The following is an 18,927-nucleotide window of genomic DNA, read 5'->3' as shown; positions in this document are numbered from 1 at the left end:
CGATTTGCGTGCAATCCTCAAGACAGGAATGGTGAAAGAGCGTTACAGCAGCGGCGAATCGCGTCGCCGCCGCAGGGTTTTTACGGTTTTTCCGGCGGGAGAATCAGGTTCAGCACGATAGCCGTGATGCCGCCAGCGGCAATTCCGGATGAGAGCAGATTTTTCACCCATTCCGGCGCGAACTGCAGGATCTGCGGCTGTTGCGAGACGCCAAGACCCACGGCCAGCGACAGGGCGATAATCAGAATCGCGCGGCGGTTCAGCGGCTCACGTGAGACAATACGCACCCCGGAGGCGGCAATGGTGCCGAACATCACTAACGTGGCGCCGCCGAGCACCGGTTCCGGGATATGCTGCACAAAACCGCTTACCGCCGGGAACAGGCCGAGCACAATCAGCATCAGCGCGACGACAAATCCCACATAGCGGCTGGCGACGCCGGTCAACTGAATTACGCCGTTGTTCTGACCGAAACAGGAATTCGGGAACGTATTAAATACCGCTGAAACAAATGAGTTCAGGCCGTTAGCCAGTACGCCGCCCTTTAGCCGTTTCATATACAAGGGGCCGGATACCGGCTGCTCGGAGACATCAGAGGTGGCGGTGATGTCGCCGATGGTCTCCAGCGACGTAATCATAAAGACCAGCATCAACGGCAGTAACAGGTTCCAGTCAATGCCCAGACCATAATACAGCGGGGTCGGCACCATCAGGATGTCCTGCGAGACTGGCGCGTTATTCTCAGGCAACATGCCCATAAACCAGGCCAAAAGATAGCCTGCCGCCATGGCAATAACCAAAGAAGCCACGCGTAGGTAGGGATTACGCTGCCGATTCAGCAGGATAATAATGGCCAGGACGACGCCGGCCAGCAGCAGGTTTTTCGGTGCGCCAAAGGTGTTGTCGCTCATGGCGGCATAGCCGCCGCCGATGGAGGTTAGCCCCACCTGAATCAGCGACAGGCCAATAATCATCACCACGACGCCGGAGACTAACGGCGTGATAATCCGGCGCGCCAGATGTAGAATGCGAGAAAGCACCATCTCGGTGCAGCTTGCCAGCATCAGCGTGCCGAACAGCGCCGCCATCATCGTCGGGACGTCCGCGCCGCCGGTTTTCAGCGCGGTACCGCCCATAATCAGCGGGGCGACAAAGTTAAAACTGGTTCCCTGGATGGATAACAGCCCCGATCCTACCGGCCCCCACGCTTTGATTTGAATAATAGAGGCTACGCCGGAGGCGAACAGCGACATGCTGATAATGTGCTGCGTATCCTGCGCCGGTAAACCCAACGCCTGGCAGATTAACAGCGCTGGCGTGATTACCGCGACAAACATGGCCAGCAGATGCTGACAAGCGGCAAAAAGTGTTTGAGGGAGCGGCGGGCGATCTTCAAGACGGTAAATTAATTCGCTGTTTTGCGTCTGCGCAACCGGTTGCGCATCTGCCGGCTCGATGGCGTTAACGGACATCAGGGACATTCTCGTGGTGGAAAAGCGGTGATTTTATCTGACCAGGTGGTAAAAGCAAACGATTGCGAGCGAATATTCTTAATATTTAAAAAAGATAAATGCACCTTTTTATATAACTTTTTGCCTTTTTCTGCTTAAAATCCATGCCGAAGACTCGCAAAGAGCTAAAAAACTGACTCAGGAAATGATTTGTGCGCACGTGTCACAGCGCACTACAGGAGCTTTAAATGTTTGAACTCGATACCTTATCGACCCTTGTCGCCGCCACGCTGGTGCTGCTACTGGGTCGCAAGCTGGTCCAGTCTGTCTCCTTACTGAAGAAATATACGATTCCGGAGCCGGTGGCAGGGGGGTTACTGGTCGCGGTTGCTCTGCTGGTACTGAAAAAAAGCGTCGGTTGGGAGGTCAACTTTGATATGACCCTGCGCGATCCGTTGATGCTGGCGTTTTTCGCGACGATCGGCCTTAACGCTAACCTTGCCAGCCTGCGCAAGGGGGGACGCGTTGTTGGCGTCTTCCTGGTCGTCGTGGTCGGATTACTGCTGATGCAGAATGCCATCGGTATCGGCATGGCGAGTCTGTTGGGGCTGGACCCGTTAATGGGGCTGATTGCCGGGTCAATTACGCTGTCCGGCGGACACGGTACCGGCGCGGCGTGGAGTAAACTGTTTGTCGAACGTTATGGTTTTGCCAATGCCACCGAAGTTGCGATGGCATGTGCGACCTTTGGCCTGGTGCTGGGCGGGTTGATAGGCGGCCCGGTAGCGCGTTATCTGGTGAAACACTCCACCACGCCGGATGGAATGCCTGACGATCAGGCCGTGCCGACAGCCTTTGAAAAGCCGGATGTGGGCCGTATGATCACTTCTCTGGTGCTAATCGAAACCATCGCCCTGATTGCTATCTGTCTGACCGTGGGCAAAATCGTAGCGCAGCTACTGGCGGGAACGGTGCTTGAACTGCCGGTCTTCGTTTGTGTGCTATTTGTTGGGGTGATCCTCAGCAATGGCCTGGCGCTGGTGGGTTTTTATCGCGTATTTGAGCGTGCTGTTTCGGTGCTGGGGAACGTGAGTCTGTCACTGTTCCTGGCAATGGCGCTGATGAGCCTGAAGCTGTGGGAACTGGCGTCGCTGGCGCTGCCGATGCTGGCGATTCTGGTGGTACAGACCATCTTCATGGCGCTGTACGCGATCTTCGTCACCTGGCGCATGATGGGGAAAAACTACGATGCAGCGGTGTTGGCGGCGGGTCACTGCGGTTTTGGCCTGGGCGCAACGCCGACCGCCATTGCTAATATGCAGGCGATTACCGACCGTTTTGGCCCCTCGCATATGGCGTTCCTGGTGGTGCCGATGGTCGGCGCGTTCTTTATCGATATCGTCAATGCGTTGGTAATCAAGCTGTACCTGCTGTTACCGATTTTCGCGCAATAATAGTTTGTACGGCGGCATTAAAGCCGCCGTGCTCATTAGGCGTTGGAATAACGTTCGGTTTCCGGCATCCAGCGCTCAATCAGCGCTTGTGCCTGCTGCGGATAACGTTCGTGAATATGACGGGCAATACGCTGAACTTCGGGGATCATGGCTTGATCGCGCAGCAAATCAGCTACTTTAAATTCGGCGTTACCCGTCTGGCGCGTGCCCAGTAATTCCCCCGGGCCGCGAATCTCTAAATCTTTTTGTGCAATCACAAAGCCGTCATTGCTGTCGCGCAATACCTGTAAACGCTTCTGCGCCGTTTTCGACAACGGCGATTTATAGAGCAGCACGCAGTGCGATGCGACCGCGCCACGGCCAACGCGCCCTCTGAGCTGGTGCAGCTGCGCCAGGCCCAGTCGCTCCGGGTTTTCAATAATCATCAGGCTGGCGTTAGGAACATCGACCCCCACCTCAATCACCGTAGTGGCGACCAGCAGATGCAGTTCACCCTGCTTAAAGGCCTGCATCACCGCCTGTTTTTCGGCGGGCTTCATGCGGCCATGTACCAGGCCAATATTCAACTCCGGTAACGCCAGCTTGAGTTCCTCCCAGGTAGCTTCCGCCGCCTGCGCTTCCAGCAGGTCGGACTCTTCAATCAGCGTACAGACCCAGTAGGCCTGACGGCCTTCGGTTGTGCAGGCATTGCGCACACGATCAATGATTTCATGGCGACGGGTATCCGGAATAGCAACGGTAGTGACAGGGGTACGGCCCGGCGGTAGCTCGTCAATCACCGAGGTATCGAGATCGGCGTAGGCAGTCATCGCCAGGGTGCGCGGAATAGGCGTTGCGGTCATAATCAACTGATGCGGATGAAAGCCCTGCTGCTGGCCTTTTTCCCACAATGCCAGACGCTGGTGGACGCCAAAGCGGTGCTGCTCATCGATAATGACCAGCGCCAGCCCATTAAACTGCACCTGTTCCTGAAAGATAGCGTGGGTGCCGACAATCATCTGCACCTGACCACTGGCAATAGCCTCTTGCTGCGCCTGACGCGCTTTACCTTTTTGCTTACCCGCCAGCCAACCCACTTCAACGCCCAACGGTTCGAACCAGTTGCGGAAATTATTTGCGTGCTGTTCAGCCAGCAATTCGGTCGGCGCCATCAGCGCCACCTGCTTACCGTGGGCAATAGCGCGCAAGGCGGCAAGCGCCGCAACCAGCGTTTTCCCTGAGCCGACGTCGCCCTGAACCAGACGCATCATTGGCACATCGAGCGCCATATCACGTTCGATCTCTGCCACCACCCGCGCCTGCGCGCTGGTGGGTTTAAACGGCAACGACGCTAACAGTTGCTGCTTTAAGGTATCGTTTGTACTTAGCGGCTGAGCGTGATAGCGCTGCGCGCCTGCGCGAAGTGCCAGCATGCTGAGATTATGTGCCAGTAGCTCTTCAAGAATAAGCCGCCGCTGCGCCGGGTGTTTGCCGGTTTCTAAATCGGCGAGCTGGAGCGTCGGCGGCGGGCGATGCAAGGTACGTAGCGCCTCCGGCAGGCTCATCATACCCTGCGCCAGTTCCGGCGGCAGTAGTTCGGCAATGGCGCAGGTGTCGAGCAACTCCAGCGCCTGATCGGTAAGCTTGCGCAGTGTCGCTTGCTTCACGCCCTCGGTGGTCGGATAGACGGGGGTGAGCGTTTCCTGAAGTTCCGGCGTGCTGAGATCGCCCTGCAGGCGATATTCCGGATGGATCATCTCTGCGCCATACTTGCCGCGCTTCGCTTCCCCGTAGGCCAGCACACGTCGCCCCGTCGCCAGGCTGTTTTTCATCGCCGCGTTAAAATTGAAAAAGCGCATGGTAAGAATGCCGGAACCGTCGCTAATCTGGCAGGTCATCATCCGACGACCGCCGAAAGTGATATTGCAGTTCAGCACTTCACCTTCAACGGTGGCGTAGATGCCAGGCAGCAGTTCGCCAATGGGGTAGAGATGGGTACGGTCTTCGTAACGCAGAGGAAGATGTAATAGCAAATCCTGGACGGTATGCAGGCCAATTTTCGCCAGTTTACTGCTTTGCGCTGCGCCGACACCTGTCAGGGAATTGAGCGGAACAGCGTCTAACAAGCGGCCTGACATGGTGATTACCCTGCCGCCTGCATCGTCGCCCACCAGTCAGCATCGGCGTCGATTTCGCCCTGCTGATTGACGCGAGGATAAGGCAGACCTTTACGTTTAGCGACTTTCGCCAGCACCGGATAACCGCCCTCAAACAGCAGGCGCTGCTGTTCATCTTCCGGCAACATGCTATTTTCACGCAGATACATGCCCGCGTTCTGACGCTGACGCTGGGCTTCATAAAGAATGAGCGCGGAGGCGACGGAAACGTTCAGCGACTGTACCATGCCGATCATAGGAATGATGATATCCCGATCCGCCAGGTCTAATGCTTCCTGAGTAATACCGGTTTTCTCCTGACCCATCAGAATACAGGTCGGGCGCGTGTAATCAATCTCGCGAAAGTCTACGGCCTTATCAGAAAGATGGGTTGCCAGAATCTGCATTCCCCGCCCTTTCAAATGGGCTACCGCATCGCCAATGGTACGGTGTGTTTTCACCTGTACCCAACTGTTGCTGCCCGCCGCCGCGGAAGCCATGGTACGCATCCGGCTACCTGGCCAGATAGCATGGACTTCATGGACGCCAACGGCATCTGCGGTACGAATGATTGCAGAAACGTTATGAGGTTTGTGGACTTGCTCCATGCAGACCGTGAGATCAGGCTGACGCCTGGCGAGCATTTCGCATATACGCGCATAACGTTTTGGATTCATAGCGCTAGTTTCGGTTACGGGTGACTTTAATAACGTCTGGCATCACGCGGATTTTGCGCATGATATTCGCAAGATGTACGCGATCGCGTGCGGTAAGGCGAATAAAGGTACTATAGACGCGACCATCTTTCTCTTCAGTATTCAGGCTTTGAATATTGGAGGTGGTGGTATTAATCGCCGCCGTCAGGTTAGCCAGCGCGCCCTGATGGTTAAACATTTCCACCTTGATTTCGGTAATGAATTCCTGCTCCGTCTCTTTGTCCCATTCGACCGCCATAAATTTCTCTGGCTCTTTCTGGTATCCACGGATATTACGGCAGGATTCGTGGTGGATCACCAGTCCTTTACCTGGGCTTACGTGGGCGATGATCGGGTCGCCTGGGATCGGACGACAACACTTCGCAAAGGTGATAAGCACGCCATCCGCGCCTTTAATCGGCAGGTGGCCGTGATTCGATTGCGCAACGGTCGGCACCACGGCTTCGCCTTGCTGCAGATTTTTCGCGACCACTACGCTCATCGCGTTGCCGAGACCGATTTCCGCCAGCAGATCGTCAAGCGTTGCCAGCTTCATACGATCCAATTCGCGCTGAATATTTTCCTGCGGAATTTCCGCCAGCTTACGACTACCGCCTAAAGCATGGTTAAGCAGACGACGGCCCAGGCTTACGGAGTCATCACGTTTGAGGTTTTTCAGCAACTGACGAATTTTAGCGCGCGCTTTAGAGCTGACGACAAAGTTCAGCCAGGCGGCGTTGGGACGCGCGCCTGGCGCGGTAATAATTTCGACGGTCTGACCGCTGCTAAGCGGCTGCGACAGCGGATAAGGCTGCCGGTCGACACGCGCGCCGACGCAGGCGTGACCGATGTCGGTATGCACTGCATAGGCAAAATCCACCGGCGTAGCGCCAGCGGGCAGTTCGACAATGCGTCCTTCCGGGGTGAAAACGTAAATCTCATCCGGGAAGAGATCGGATTTTACGCTTTCGATAAATTCAAACGAACTACCGGCGCTCTGTTGTAGCTCCAGCAGGCTCTGCATCCAGCGCTGGGCGCGGATCTGCGCCGTGGTGCTGGTCTCACCGTGTTCTTTATACGCCCAGTGCGCCGCGACCCCCATTTCCGCCATCTGATCCATATCTTCGGTACGGATCTGGACTTCAACAGGAACGCCGTGCGGGCCGATCATCGAGGTGTGCAAAGACTGATAGCCGTTCGCTTTGGGAATGGCTATATAGTCTTTCACGCGTCCCGGACGCGGCTTATAGAGACTGTGCATCTGGCCGAGTACGCGATAGCAGGTATCGGAGTCATGAACGATGACGCGAAACGCGTAAATGTCCATGATCGAGTGAAAACGCTGCTCTTTGAGCACCATTTTACAGTAGATCGAGTAAAGATGTTTTTCGCGACCGCTAACGCGACACGGAATTCCCGCCTCTTGCAAGCGTCCTTCGATTTCAGAGAGGATTTTTTGGATCATCTCTTTACGGTTGCCGCGCGCCGCTTTTACCACTTCTTTGATGACGCGGTAACGATTGGGATACAGCGCTTCAAAACCCAGCTCTTCCAGCTCGGTTTTAATGTGATGAATACCTAAACGGTGCGCCAGAGGACTGTAGATTTCCAGCGTTTCGCGGGCAATACGACGACGTTTATCCGGGCGTAATGAGCCCAGCGTGCGCATGTTATGGGTACGGTCAGCAAGCTTAATGAGAATGACGCGGATATCCTGCACCATCGCCATAATCATTTTGCGAAAGTTTTCGGCCTGCGCCTCTTTCTTATCGCGGAACTTGAGCTTATCAAGTTTCGACACCCCCTCTACCAGCTCGGCAACGCTTTTACCGAAAAGCTGTTCCATGTCCTGATAGGTGGCGGGGGTATCTTCAATCACGTCATGCAGCAGAGCGGCCATCAGCGTTTCGTAGTCGAGTTTCATCTCGGCCAGAATACAGGCCACCGCTACCGGGTGCGTGATATAGGGTTCACCGCTTGAACGTGTCTGGCCCTCGTGAGCGTCACGTGCAACGAGATACGCCTGCCGAAGACGCTTAATCTGGTCTTCCGGCAGGTAGGTTTGAATCAGTTGATTCAGGCTTTCAAACAGATACAAGGGCGACCCGCTTTGTGATTAACGACGACCTTCAGCAATAGCGGTAACGGCTTGTAATTCAGCGGCTTCCTGCTCTTGCTGTTCCTGGCGCTCGCGGACGTCAAGGATCTGGTTGTTAATCAGACCTTCTTCGATTTCGCGCAGCGCGATAACGGTAGTTTTATCGTTTTCTTCCGGTACCAGCGGATCCTTTCCGCCTACCTGCATCTGACGAGCGCGACGCGCGGCGACCAGTACCAGGTCAAAACGGTTACCAATTTTCTCTACAGCGTCCTGAACAGTTACGCGTGCCATACTTAAAATGCTCCACAGGTGAAGAAATGACTGGGCATGATACTGAAAGTGGGTTCAGTCTGCCAACAATTTGCTGATTAAAGCGTCATGACGCTGCTTTTGGCGGCTCATACGCAGACGTTCAGCGCGAATGATGGTTTTCAAGTCGCTTAACGCGGTATCAAAGTCGTCATTCACAATAAGATAATCATATTCGGCGTAATGGCTCATTTCTGCAACCGCTTGCGCCATTCGTTTGGCAATGACTTCTTCGCTATCTTGCCCGCGACCGCGTAAACGGCGATCCAATTCGATCTTTGACGGAGGCAAAATAAAAATGCTGCGTGCTTGCGGCATCTTTTCGCGAATTTGCTGGGCGCCCTGCCAGTCGATATCCAGAAAAACATCAACGCCGGTTGCCAGCACTTGCTCAATGGTTTCGCGCGAAGTGCCGTAGTAATTGCCAAACACTTCCGCGTGCTCCAGAAACGCCTCCCTGCCAATCATGGTTTTAAACTCATCATGATTTACAAAGAAATAGTGCTCACCGTGCACTTCACCCGGACGCGGCGCGCGCGTGGTATGTGAAACGGAAACCTGAGTGTCATACAACGGTTGGGTTTTTAATAAAGCCTGAATCAGGCTGGATTTACCCGCGCCACTGGGGGCAGAAACAATATAAAGCGTACCTTGAGCCATGAGTATCTTACGTCTGTGATTATCGAAATAGAGCCTTGATACGGGCTTATTATACACATCGCCGTTATGCGACGTAGTCTTTGTCACACTTTTTGCGCCAGATTATTGCATTTTGCGTCCCTTTTTCCGCTTTTATCGCGTCGTTGCAGCAACCCACCAAAAAATCTGGAAAGTGGCTCGGATGATGCATTTTTACCTGTCGGTTTTTATTCACTAAAGCGCTATACCTGCCGGGCAATGTGCGCAGGAGGTCGTGATGAGATTATGGAAAAGCATGGCGTGGGGAATTTTATTGTGGCATTCGCAGAGTGGGGCGCTTTGCCCGACCTGGCCGCCAGCAAGGGCCGCTGAAGAAATCGCCCGTTTACAGCAACAGCTCGCTGACTGGAATGACATCTACTGGAAACAAGGTGTTAGCGCGGTTGACGATAGTGTGTACGACCAACTCAGCGCAAGGCTGGTTCAGTGGCAACGCTGTGTTGGTCAGGATGTATCATCTACTCCGGTTTCACCGCCGTTAAACGGTACAACAATGCACCCTGTTGCGCATACGGGCGTACGCAAACTCGCGGACCGACAGGCGGTAGAACAGTGGATGCGCGGGCGCAGCGAGCTTTGGGTACAACCAAAAGTGGATGGCGTAGCGGTAACGCTGGTTTATCAAAACGGTAAACTGACCAGGGCTATCAGCCGGGGTAACGGACTACAAGGCGAGGACTGGACGCCAAAAATTCGCCTGATCCCCTCTATACCGCAGACAACACAAGGCGCGCTTGCTAACGCGGTGTTGCAGGGCGAAATCTTTCTACAGCGCGAGGGGCATATCCAGCAACGGATGGGCGGGATGAATGCGCGCTCGAAAGTCGCAGGAATGTTAATGCGCCAGGATAACGCCTCCGCGCTAAATTCGTTGGGTATTTTTATTTGGGCGTGGCCGGACGGTCCGGCAAATATGCCCGAAAGATTAAGCCAACTTGCTAAGGCTGGATTCAGTCTGACGAAGAAATATACCCTGGCGGTAAAAGATGCCAGCGAGGTCGAGCGGGCGCGCCAGTCATGGCTGACGTCAGCGTTGCCCTTTGTGACGGATGGCGTAGTGATACGCATGGCTAAAGAGCCCGCGGCACAATACTGGCGACCCGGGCAGGGCGACTGGCTGGCAGCATGGAAATATCCGCCAGTAGCGCAGGTCGCGCAAGTGAGCGCTATTCAGTTCTCGGTGGGGAAAAGCGGCAAAATTACCGTAGTAGCGTCGCTTGTCCCCGTTATATTGGATGATAAGCGGGTTCAGCGGGTCAATATCGGCTCTGTGAAACGTTGGGAAGCGTGGGATATCGCGCCGGGCGATCAGATCCTGGTGAGTCTGGCCGGGCAAGGCATTCCCCGGCTTGATGAGGTCGTCTGGCGGAGTCGTGAGCGGAGTAAGCCTGTACCGCCTGATAGCCATTTCAACTCGCTGACCTGCTTTTACGCGTCGGCAACGTGTCAGGAACAGTTTATCTCCAGGCTGGTATGGCTGGGGTCACGGTCGGCGTTGGGTCTGGACGGAATGGGCGAAGCCAGCTGGCGGGCCTTGCATCAGACGCATCGCTTTGAGCATATCTTCTCCTGGCTTGCCCTGACGTCAGCGCAAATAGCCCACACGCCAGGCTTTGCTAAAGGAAAAAGCGAGCAGATATGGCGGCAATTTAACCTGGCGCGCCGGCAGTCGTTTACCCGCTGGATCATGGCGATGGATATCCCCTTAACGCAGGCTGCATTACAGGCCTGCGGCGATCGTTCATGGGAGCAGTTATTAATGCGAACAGAGCAACACTGGCGGCAGTTACCAGCGACGGGCGAGCGTCGTGCCGGGAGAGTCATCGACTGGCGGAATAATCCGCAGATCAAAGCGCTGAGCAGATGGCTGGCTGCTCAGCATATTCCCGGATTTGGGTCTTAGTGCCCTTCATGGCGGTAATAAAATACCGGCAGGCCAAGTTTAAGACGTAGCGCTAATAACCTTGCTGTAAAGCCAAACAGTAACGTAGAGATAACGACGACATCCGGATTCATGACGTAATGTTGCAGCGCAATATAGAGCACCGCCGAGGCGAACGAAATGCCGGCATATAGCTCTTTTTGAAACACCAGTGGAATGCGTTTGCAGAACATATCGCGGAGCACGCCGCCAAAGACGCCGGTAGTGACGGCGGCTACCACGGCGATAATTGGCCCTTCGCCCATATCAAGGGCTATCTGAGCGCCAATAATAGAGAAAACCACCAACCCCAGCGCGTCAAGTACCAGGAAAAGCTTGCGTAAATAGGGCATGACGGGGGCAACAATGGTGGTCAATACAGCGGCAGTCGCCACAATAATGACATATTCGGGATGCTTCACCCAACCCAGCGGATAGTGACCGAGCAGAATGTCGCGAACCGATCCTCCACCAATGGCAGTGGCGGTAGCAATAATAATTACGCCGAATGTATCCATGCGACGACGACCCGCAGCGAGTGCGCCCGTCATGGCCTCGGCAGTGATGCCAATTAAATAAAGAACGTGCAACAGCATGATTTCCCCCTAATTTACTGGGGGCGAAGATTAACGATTTGTGCGCTGTATCACGATTGAGATTTTCTAAGGCATTACACGATTAATAAATTTTAGTAATGATTTTAAATTTATGATTAATAATTATTTATTATAAATATCAATAAATTGAACATCATTTTTGTGGTTTATTGTATGCGAGGTTTTTCTATTTTGACTTAGATAATTTAAAAGAACGGCGCCCTGGACGCGCCGCCGGTGAATCATTTCATTATGGCTGCTGTGCGGTAAGTTGTGTGATGAAGCGCTGGCGCGAGCGTTCCACATACTGTTGCAAGCCATTGGAATCAAAGAATGCCTGTGTATCGCCGTTGCGAAGTTGCTGTCGTTTCTCCAGTAGCCCGAAGCGGTCACCTTTGTTGGCAATAAAGATATCAACATGCTGGGCGGCCAGTGTTTTAAAGCTGCTCTGAATATCAGTAACCAGGTCAGGGTAATTTTTGTTGTTAATCAGCAGATAGTCAGGTGTGGCGAGACTATCTGCGTAAATTAGCGTCTTGCCGTTGCGGAGCGTTACGCGCCAGGAAGTTGAGCCGGGCAGATGTCCAGGCGTGAATAGTGCTGTCACGGTTATCCCTCCGAGGCTGATGCTTTCCTGGTTGTGGATAATTTTATCAGTGGTGACGGGCGGGAAGGGGAGCGCATCGCCAAGCGCAAAATCCTCTCGTCCACCCCTCGCCATCTGATCGGCGTTGGGTTGGCTGGCGACCAATTGTGCGCCGCTCCACGCTTTCAAACGTGCCATGCCCCCCGCTTGATCCAGCCGCGCATGGCTGTTCAATAGATAGCGTATGTCTGTGAGGCGGAATCCTGCCGCTTCAATATTCGCTTTAATTTGCGGTGCGCTTTCATCCAATCCCGCATCAATAAGAATATGCCCTGCCGGGGTGGTCAGCAGAATAGAAGAGAGATTTTCCGTGCCGACATACCACACGCCTTCTGTGATTTGAAACGGCTTCATAGGCTTAGCCCACGCTTTAAACAGTGATAACGGAGGCGCGGGTGATAACGGTTGTGAAGGATCTAATGCCGCCATGGCAGGAAGTGCTGATGTTGAAAATATACATACAAAGAATAATTCATAGCGATTCATAATGTTCTCCTGATTGAAGCGCCCGCAGTATACCTGGCAGTAATTTAGTCAGGTTCAATAAGAGAGACGTTTAATGAACTTGCTGCAAATGGATATGAACCTGTTAAAAGTACTGTATGTGCTGCTGGAGACGAGCTCTACGGGGAAAACGGCGCAAAAGCTGGCTTTGTCGCCTTCTGCGGTAAGTCATGCGTTAATGAGATTGCGCGATGCGCTAAACGACCCATTGTTTCGACGGGAAGGGAACCGCCAGATTCCTACGCCTTATGCGCAGGCGCTGCGTGACAAATTGGCGCCTGTGTTTGTTTCGCTTAATGAGGAGCTGTTTGGCGATAAAGAGAACGGCTCCCGTTGTTTCCGGGTGGTACTTCCTCCCGCATTGAACGCGCTGCTTACGCCTGTTCTCGCAGAGAAAGGTCATCTTCATCAGGCGGTGATCGAGTGCCTTCCTTTTGCCCGCCGACCCTGGCGTGATGAACTGTTGGATAGCTCGGTTGATTTGGTGCTGGCAATTGGCGACCATCAAAAGCAGGTCAGCGCTCTGCATTACGAGCGGGTGGGGACTACGCGTTTGATCGCGGTTTATGGCGCGCCATTGCGTTCACGTCTGGAGAATGCCACAGCGTTGAATTTTGCTGATCTACAGCATTATCAACACATTTACTGTTTGCCGTGGACAAAAGAGAACAACGAACTGGACAGGCAGCAGGCTCGTGCCGGGTTTGAACGTCCGCTGGCGTTTGTTTGTCATGATTACAGTCAACTTGCGCCTGCTGTCCAGTCGGCGCCGCTAATGGCGATTGTACCGCGCCCCTGGTATGAAAATTTATCCGATAAGCGCGGTCTTTTTGTCCTGCCGCTTGCCGGGGAGCAGGCGGAAGGCGCTATTTTTATGCAGTATCGGGCTTCAACGGTAGAGTGGAAGCGGCGCCTTATCGACGCTATTCGCCGGAAATTAAAAACGTACTACCGATAAACGCGAGAGCCCGCATAAGGCGGGCTCTGTGACATATTGAGCGCCAGAATTATTCAATATTCTGGATTTGTTTATTGAGTGAATGGCTTAAGTTCATGTCTTTGCTGGATTTTGTGATGGGAGATGTTTTGTTGTGTACACCCTTGTGTACACGCTTTTCTGAGGCGCTTGGCCTTTTGGTTGTTTTTTACACTTATCTTAGCCTCACCCTCTCACGCCTTATTGTATGATAGATCTATCCCACAATAAGGAGACAGTCCAGCCATGAGAATGACCAGCCGTAAAAAAGAGATACTGAGCTACTACGAGCCGGATAGTCTCGAATGGGTGATAGGTGAGATTGGCGCGCCGCCTTTCGATGTGTCCGGGATAGCCTACCTCATTCATGGCATGGAATCGCTCGACAAGCGCCACCAGCTCGAATCCACACGCCGCACCCTCGAGAATATGGTGGCTGGTGGGCTATTGGAAAAGGTGACGGTTTATGAGCAGCGGCAAAACATCACCCAGAGTAGTGCCGATGCGCCGGGGGTATGGTGTAACGTGGCTCGCTACGGATTGCCGGGTAAGTGCGGAATATATCGGCATACCGGGGATACCGGTGTCCGGCCGCCTATAGAGGGCGAAGCAATCAGGATAGATGTCCCAGCCTGACAGAATAGCAGCGCCATCAATGCGGCTTATTGTATGAGGGTATCGCTCCACTTTTTTATATATATAAGCAAAAAGGTGTTGGTTCAGTTGGTTCAGTTGGTTCAATTTGTAAAGATGCTTGTTTTTATTAGTTATTTCTCAGAAAAGTGAACCAACACAGCACCATTTTGAACCAACATAGTTTCGCCTTGAACCAACATTTTTCTCGTCGCCATATTCAATTTCCTTTCGTGGAGTCTACATGCGGGAAAATCCCGTATCTTCTTTCATTAATTACTCGTTCGTTAAAGGTGAGAAATCTCACCTTATAGCTTACTGTTATGATGTATAACGCTGTTATACGGTAGTATACTGTACGTCATCCAGTACCACTTAGGCGGTTTATACAGTGAGCAAAACCAATCTGGTAGCATTCCGGATTCCTGCTGATTTACAGGAAGCATTCAATCATTCTGTAGCGGCGTCAGGCGGGGATAAAACTGCATGGCTTGTCGATGCTATACGTCACAAGCTGGGCCAGCCAGAGAATACCATTGATTCTCGTATGATTGGTCTGGTGGAGCGAATGGAAACTGCCGCCGCTGCGTTGATGGCAGGAAAGCAAGGTGTACCTCCAAAACCGTATAACGAGAGCGCGGTGATCCAAATTGCTGCTGATACTATCCGTCAGGGCTTTGACAATGGACGGGTGATAGCCGAACGGATCAACGAAGCCGGGTATCAGACTAAAGCAGGTAAGGCGTGGGACAAGGACATTTACAGTGCGTGGAAGCGTCAAGGTAATAATGCTCAAAAGCTATCAGAGTTGTTAGAGGTGTAGTAGTTCACCGACTCCAATAGCTTATGAGCGCGCGGCCACCAATATTACTAACTTCGTAGTGATGCTGGCTTTTTCCACTGGTAGGCCGGGGCATTCATGCGTTTACGATGTCGTTCTTTTGCCGCCAGCGCGTTTCTAACACCATTTCTCACCTCATAAATAGTGTGTCTATCCAGCGGCCTACCGCTCTTTCTGGCGATTTCCAGCATGGTTAACTCAAGCGTTTGGTGATCCAGCATGGTTATGTCTCCTGTGAGGATAGATATTGGTGTCAAGAGAATCCTTTCTTTTTTATTTAAGCCCTGTCAGCACTTTGTTTTTAACCTTACCGTAATCGTACCGCGTTCATGGGGTAAGGTCGTGGACATCATCGTGGCGTGTGCATGGTTTTGCATTTATGCCGATGATGATGTATCTAACCCTTTGATTTCAGCTAATTCCGTCAGAAAACCGGAATTGCCATTTTTGCTGCGTACAAGAAAGCGTACTCCATACAGGATTATTTTTGACAAGCAAAGCAGGTATTACTGCCGCAAGTCGCTAATGACGTGGTTTCCAGCATCACTCTGTCTCTAAACCCGTCAAGGACTGTCCAAATTTGTAGCTGTTTCGGTGTGGCCCACTATTACGAACCATCCGCTTCGCTGTCGGTCTGTAGCTGTTTCTCCCGCCAGCGACGATACCCTTCTAACTGCCGGGCTTTTCCTTCCGCTGTCTTTGCGCCAGTGCTCATACCACCATGCAGCTTGCATCGCCCGGAAGCAAAGAGCGCCGTTATTTTACAAGGTGTTCCCTTTCTGGTGGTTGCTCCGCATGTCAGGCCGCGACAATCAGCCGGAAATGGTTTTAACGCGCAGATATTCTCTGCCCATGCTCGGTAGAGTTTTCGCTTCTCATTGTCAGTCACAGGCTCGCCTCTTGATGTCAAGTTTTGCTAACTTCTCATGGGGTAGGGCGCATAAGTGAATAAAGCTGGTGGAATAAAAGCCCACCAGCCTAATTAAAGTTACTTCCTTTTCTGGATTATCCCGCCAGGTCGATTAGCTTCATCATGAATATGGAAAAGCGCCATTTTCTTGCTTATTTTCACACCGTTCGCTTCAATTCGCGCCCAATCAGCATCTGAAATGCCGCCTGTAGTGTTAATTTCAAAAGTGATATGTTGAACAACTCCACCACTCCCACCTCCCTGCATATCCCGGTTGCTAATCACCCGACCGTTGTCCCCGGGTATCATGTACTGGTTGCCATTGGCCGCCTGGAATATCTCAGGCTTTCCGTGCTCACCGACACGATACATCGAGCTAGCAGCAACGGGCCCGCCGTTATAGCGGGCGCCGGCAATAGGAAGTGCCTGCCCTGCCGCCATGGAAGAACTATAGGCAGCCAAACCGATAGCAGATGCTTTACCCTGAGTCGCAATAGACGCCGCCATGGCTGCAGGAGCCCAAGCTGTTGCTAGAGCGCCAGCCTCAGCAATTTGTGCGGCAGTTGCGGCAGATGACATGGCCTTACCTATAATCAGGCTCTTAACATACTGAACACCCATATCCACAATGGCGCTTACAACGCTGTTGAGTATTGTCGAACCAATATTGGCGAATGATTCCTGCAGGCTTTGAGTCCCATTTATCAAACCGGTAAGGGCGCTAGAAGTGCTGTTCTGCAGGCCATCCAGCGATGCCGCCAGCAACTCGTTAGCCTGACTCTGGTTGCGGAAGATCTCCCACTGCGCCTCAATACGCTGCTGTTCGTACTGTGTTTCCTGTGCGGTTCTGAGCGCGAGGTACTGAGCGTCTGTTGTCTGTTTGGCGGCGATGTATTCCGCATAAGACATTTGCCCATTTTTATATGACTGGCTAAGAACTGCCTGCTCCTGCTGCTGGTACTGCTGCATGAGCTTCAGTTTTTGAGTGTTCTCATTAGCAAGCTGTTGAACCGGGTCTACCTGTCCTCTCGCCTCGGCAATGGGGTTAACGGATGCCTGCTCTGCTCTGATTTTTGCTAAATTAGTCTGGTGCTGCTGCTCAAGCTGCTCACTCGCCTGGTTATATTGCTGCTGATTTATTTTCTTGGCAGCCAGAGCGGTTTTAAGGTCTTCAACATCCTGCTTGTAGCTCGCGTTTTCTCTGGCTTCCGGTAGTAGTTTTTCAGCAGCGGCCTGAGCTTTAAGGGCGTTTGCTGTATCCCAGATTTCCCCGCGATATTTACCAGCCAGCGCGATCTGCTCTTGAGTTGCGCCTTTCCCCAGTGATTGCTGGGCTGCGAGAACTGCCTGTTCGCGGCTTAATTCTTTTGTCGAATCGGCTGCGAGATCTGATTGCTGCTTCAGTCGCTCAAGCTTCTGAGCAATGGATTCAGCTTGTGAGGCGCCTTTCTTTTGCTGGGACTGTAGGTCTTTCTGTGCCTGCGTATTCCTGTACGTGGCGGCCGCGTCATCCTCCATACGCTTAGCGTGGGGATCGTCTTTCGCAAAACCTGCATCCTCAGCAGCATATTGCGCCTGCAATCGTGCGCGCGCTTCCCCCTGCAGCTTTGAAAGCGCAAGGTTACGCTCAGACTGCTTGATGAGGTTCTTCTGGCCGGCAGTCAGAAGATCCATTTCGCTATTCATTCCAGCCAAATTAACTTTCGCCATTCCCGCGGCGCCGACTAATTCTGTAAGGGGCTTCAAAAACGCAGCGATTGCGCTGGCACCACTATCGGAGGAGCTTTTGGTATTTTGTAATTCAATAACCAGCCTTTGAAGTGCTTCAGGCGTTCGGGTCCTTTGCACCTCGTCCATCTGCTTAACCAGTTTAAATGCGGCCTGCTCAGAAATCCCAAACTTGCTCGCAACTGAGCCCACTGTATTCCCAATACTGTTCGCTGTAGCCTCGAATGCCTGCCCAGCTCCGTACGCCTGCTTCATTGCCTCGGAATAGTCATCGGTAGTAATTTCAAGCGCCGCAAGCCGATCACTAAATCCCTGAATTGACGCATACCCACCCGAAAAGGCGCTTAATGCCTTGTCGCCAAAGTTGATTACAGACGCTGCTGCGTCACCTATAGCCTTTGGTATTTTAGAAACAGCGACGTTGTACTCAATAATGGCTTGATTACGGAGGATAGTGGCTGCTTCTGCATTTGTTTTAGCCAACATCGCGTATTTATCAGATAGGGCAGCCACTCCGTTTTGAGAGATATTAATTACCCGATCCATCGCCTCCGTCGCATCTTTAAGGGCTTCCATGGCATTTTTACCGCCACTTAACGATGTAATCAGCGTCCCGGCAATTACCGAGCTAAGCGCAATCACTGCGCCCAGCACAGCCCCGCCCGGACCAAATGCGCCAGCCAGTTGAGAACCCTGCTGACTAAACGCTAATAATGCCGACTGTCCGCCCTGAACCTGTACGATGAAGTCATTTACCTGATAACCCGCCTGCTGCATGGTGGATTTCCAGTTTTTAGTTCCCTTTGCTCCCGCTTCCGTGCCGTTCTTCATGTCGTACAGCCGCCCAGTCAGATCGGCTATGGTCTTTTTCTCTTCCTCAGTGGCATTACTCCCGGCCCGGAGCTGTGCAGCCAAAATGGCGGCGCTTCTGGCGCTGCCTTCCTGCTGTTCTTCGAGGATTGCGAGCTGGTTGCCCAGCGATTCGATAATTGATTCTGCCCGGCTAAATTCTGAGCTGGCGCTGCTGACTCCGGATCTGGATTCGAGAATAGCCCGGGTTAGAGAGTTAATATTGGTATTAAGCTTTCCTATCGCGCCCTCTACTGCGGCGACATTTCGGGACATAGCACCCGCAGCGCCACTGGTATCATCGATAGCGGAGCTTGTCTGCTTGAGTGTTCCGCCAAGGTTATCAGCGGCTTTGTCCGCTCCGTCGAAGTTTGACTGTAATTGTGAAAGGAATTTATCGACCTGCTTGTTGGCTTTTAGCAGCTGGTCTGTTTCTGCTTTGATGATATAGACAACTGATCCGACTTCCATTGCCCCTC

At 52.8% G+C, this 18,927-nt stretch carries 16 protein-coding genes; 5 read left to right on the top strand and 11 right to left on the bottom strand.

Annotation, left to right across the window (positions count from 1 at the left end; translation table 11 throughout):
* Positions 1-80: 80 nt before the first annotated feature.
* On the bottom strand, positions 81-1,472 hold the full coding sequence (gene xanP, locus ACLJRH_RS08625) for a xanthine/proton symporter XanP (RefSeq protein WP_000115428.1): 1,392 nt from the start codon (positions 1,470-1,472) through the stop codon (positions 81-83).
* A 227-nt stretch (positions 1,473-1,699) separates the two neighbouring features.
* Here xanP and gltS point away from each other — a divergent pair, with 227 nt between their 5' ends.
* Entirely contained in the window at positions 1,700-2,905 is a 1,206-nt protein-coding gene (gene gltS, locus ACLJRH_RS08620) for a sodium/glutamate symporter (RefSeq protein WP_000462249.1), read from the top strand.
* Positions 2,906-2,940: 35 nt separating this feature from the next.
* Here the strand turns inward: gltS and recG are convergent, their stop codons facing one another.
* From recG to gmk, 5 genes are read right to left on the bottom strand one after another with little or no spacing between them, the layout of a single operon-like run.
* A complete protein-coding gene (recG, locus tag ACLJRH_RS08615; protein WP_000016744.1) occupies positions 2,941-5,022 on the bottom strand; it encodes an ATP-dependent DNA helicase RecG in 2,082 nt (693 codons plus the stop codon).
* A gap of 5 nt (positions 5,023-5,027) precedes the next feature.
* On the bottom strand, positions 5,028-5,717 hold the full coding sequence (trmH, locus tag ACLJRH_RS08610) for a tRNA (guanosine(18)-2'-O)-methyltransferase TrmH (RefSeq protein ID WP_001068436.1): 690 nt from the start codon (positions 5,715-5,717) through the stop codon (positions 5,028-5,030).
* Positions 5,718-5,721: 4 nt separating this feature from the next.
* Positions 5,722-7,833: a bifunctional GTP diphosphokinase/guanosine-3',5'-bis pyrophosphate 3'-pyrophosphohydrolase gene (gene spoT, locus ACLJRH_RS08605; protein ID WP_000280481.1), complete on the bottom strand. Its 2,112-nt coding sequence runs from the start codon at positions 7,831-7,833 to the stop codon at positions 5,722-5,724.
* A gap of 18 nt (positions 7,834-7,851) precedes the next feature.
* The gene (gene rpoZ, locus ACLJRH_RS08600; RefSeq protein WP_000135058.1) at positions 7,852-8,127 is read right to left on the bottom strand and encodes a DNA-directed RNA polymerase subunit omega; all 276 of its coding nucleotides are present in this window, start codon (positions 8,125-8,127) and stop codon (positions 7,852-7,854) included.
* Positions 8,128-8,181: 54 nt separating this feature from the next.
* Positions 8,182-8,805: a guanylate kinase gene (gene gmk / locus ACLJRH_RS08595; protein WP_000046966.1), complete on the bottom strand. Its 624-nt coding sequence runs from the start codon at positions 8,803-8,805 to the stop codon at positions 8,182-8,184.
* 256 nt (positions 8,806-9,061) lie between these two features.
* Between gmk and ligB the strand changes: the two genes are divergently transcribed.
* Positions 9,062-10,747, top strand: a complete 1,686-nt coding sequence (gene ligB, locus ACLJRH_RS08590; RefSeq protein WP_023136643.1) for an NAD-dependent DNA ligase LigB — start codon at positions 9,062-9,064, stop codon at positions 10,745-10,747.
* On the opposite strand, the gene ACLJRH_RS08585 is transcribed toward ligB, so the two are convergent.
* Both ACLJRH_RS08585 and ACLJRH_RS08580 read right to left on the bottom strand, forming a co-directional pair.
* Positions 10,744-11,361 carry a trimeric intracellular cation channel family protein gene (locus tag ACLJRH_RS08585; RefSeq protein WP_000924334.1) on the bottom strand — a complete coding sequence of 206 codons (618 nt, stop codon included), beginning with the start codon at positions 11,359-11,361 and terminating at the stop codon, positions 10,744-10,746. The genes ligB and ACLJRH_RS08585 overlap by 4 nt on opposite strands.
* A gap of 250 nt (positions 11,362-11,611) precedes the next feature.
* Positions 11,612-12,493, bottom strand: coding sequence for an HARLDQ motif MBL-fold protein (locus tag ACLJRH_RS08580; RefSeq protein ID WP_023136645.1), 882 nt, complete (start codon positions 12,491-12,493; stop codon positions 11,612-11,614).
* A 73-nt stretch (positions 12,494-12,566) separates the two neighbouring features.
* Between ACLJRH_RS08580 and ACLJRH_RS08575 the strand changes: the two genes are divergently transcribed.
* The 3 genes from ACLJRH_RS08575 (at position 12,567) to ACLJRH_RS08565 (ending at position 14,943) form a co-directional block, all read left to right on the top strand.
* Positions 12,567-13,469, top strand: a complete 903-nt coding sequence (locus ACLJRH_RS08575) for a LysR family transcriptional regulator (protein ID WP_001050870.1) — start codon at positions 12,567-12,569, stop codon at positions 13,467-13,469.
* A 264-nt stretch (positions 13,470-13,733) separates the two neighbouring features.
* The gene (locus tag ACLJRH_RS08570; RefSeq protein WP_023223123.1) at positions 13,734-14,123 is read left to right on the top strand and encodes a hypothetical protein; all 390 of its coding nucleotides are present in this window, start codon (positions 13,734-13,736) and stop codon (positions 14,121-14,123) included.
* 388 nt (positions 14,124-14,511) lie between these two features.
* Positions 14,512-14,943 carry a hypothetical protein gene (locus ACLJRH_RS08565; protein WP_001651025.1) on the top strand — a complete coding sequence of 144 codons (432 nt, stop codon included), beginning with the start codon at positions 14,512-14,514 and terminating at the stop codon, positions 14,941-14,943.
* A 47-nt stretch (positions 14,944-14,990) separates the two neighbouring features.
* Here the strand turns inward: ACLJRH_RS08565 and ACLJRH_RS08560 are convergent, their stop codons facing one another.
* From ACLJRH_RS08560 to ACLJRH_RS08550, 3 genes are all read right to left on the bottom strand, one after another.
* A complete protein-coding gene (locus tag ACLJRH_RS08560; RefSeq protein WP_001651024.1) occupies positions 14,991-15,182 on the bottom strand; it encodes a hypothetical protein in 192 nt (63 codons plus the stop codon).
* Positions 15,183-15,568: 386 nt separating this feature from the next.
* Positions 15,569-15,850 (bottom strand): HGGxSTG domain-containing protein, encoded by a 282-nt coding sequence (locus tag ACLJRH_RS08555; protein ID WP_072101397.1) that lies wholly within the window; start codon positions 15,848-15,850, stop codon positions 15,569-15,571.
* Positions 15,851-15,949: 99 nt separating this feature from the next.
* Positions 15,950-18,919, bottom strand: a complete 2,970-nt coding sequence (locus ACLJRH_RS08550; RefSeq protein ID WP_010835592.1) for a hypothetical protein — start codon at positions 18,917-18,919, stop codon at positions 15,950-15,952.
* Positions 18,920-18,927 lie beyond the last annotated feature (8 nt).

Origin of the sequence: Salmonella sp. SAL04162 (assembly GCF_046551535.1) — a bacterium.
Taxonomy (GTDB): Bacteria; Pseudomonadota; Gammaproteobacteria; order Enterobacterales; family Enterobacteriaceae; genus Salmonella; species Salmonella enterica.
This window is presented reverse-complemented; position numbering and strand designations above follow the sequence as displayed.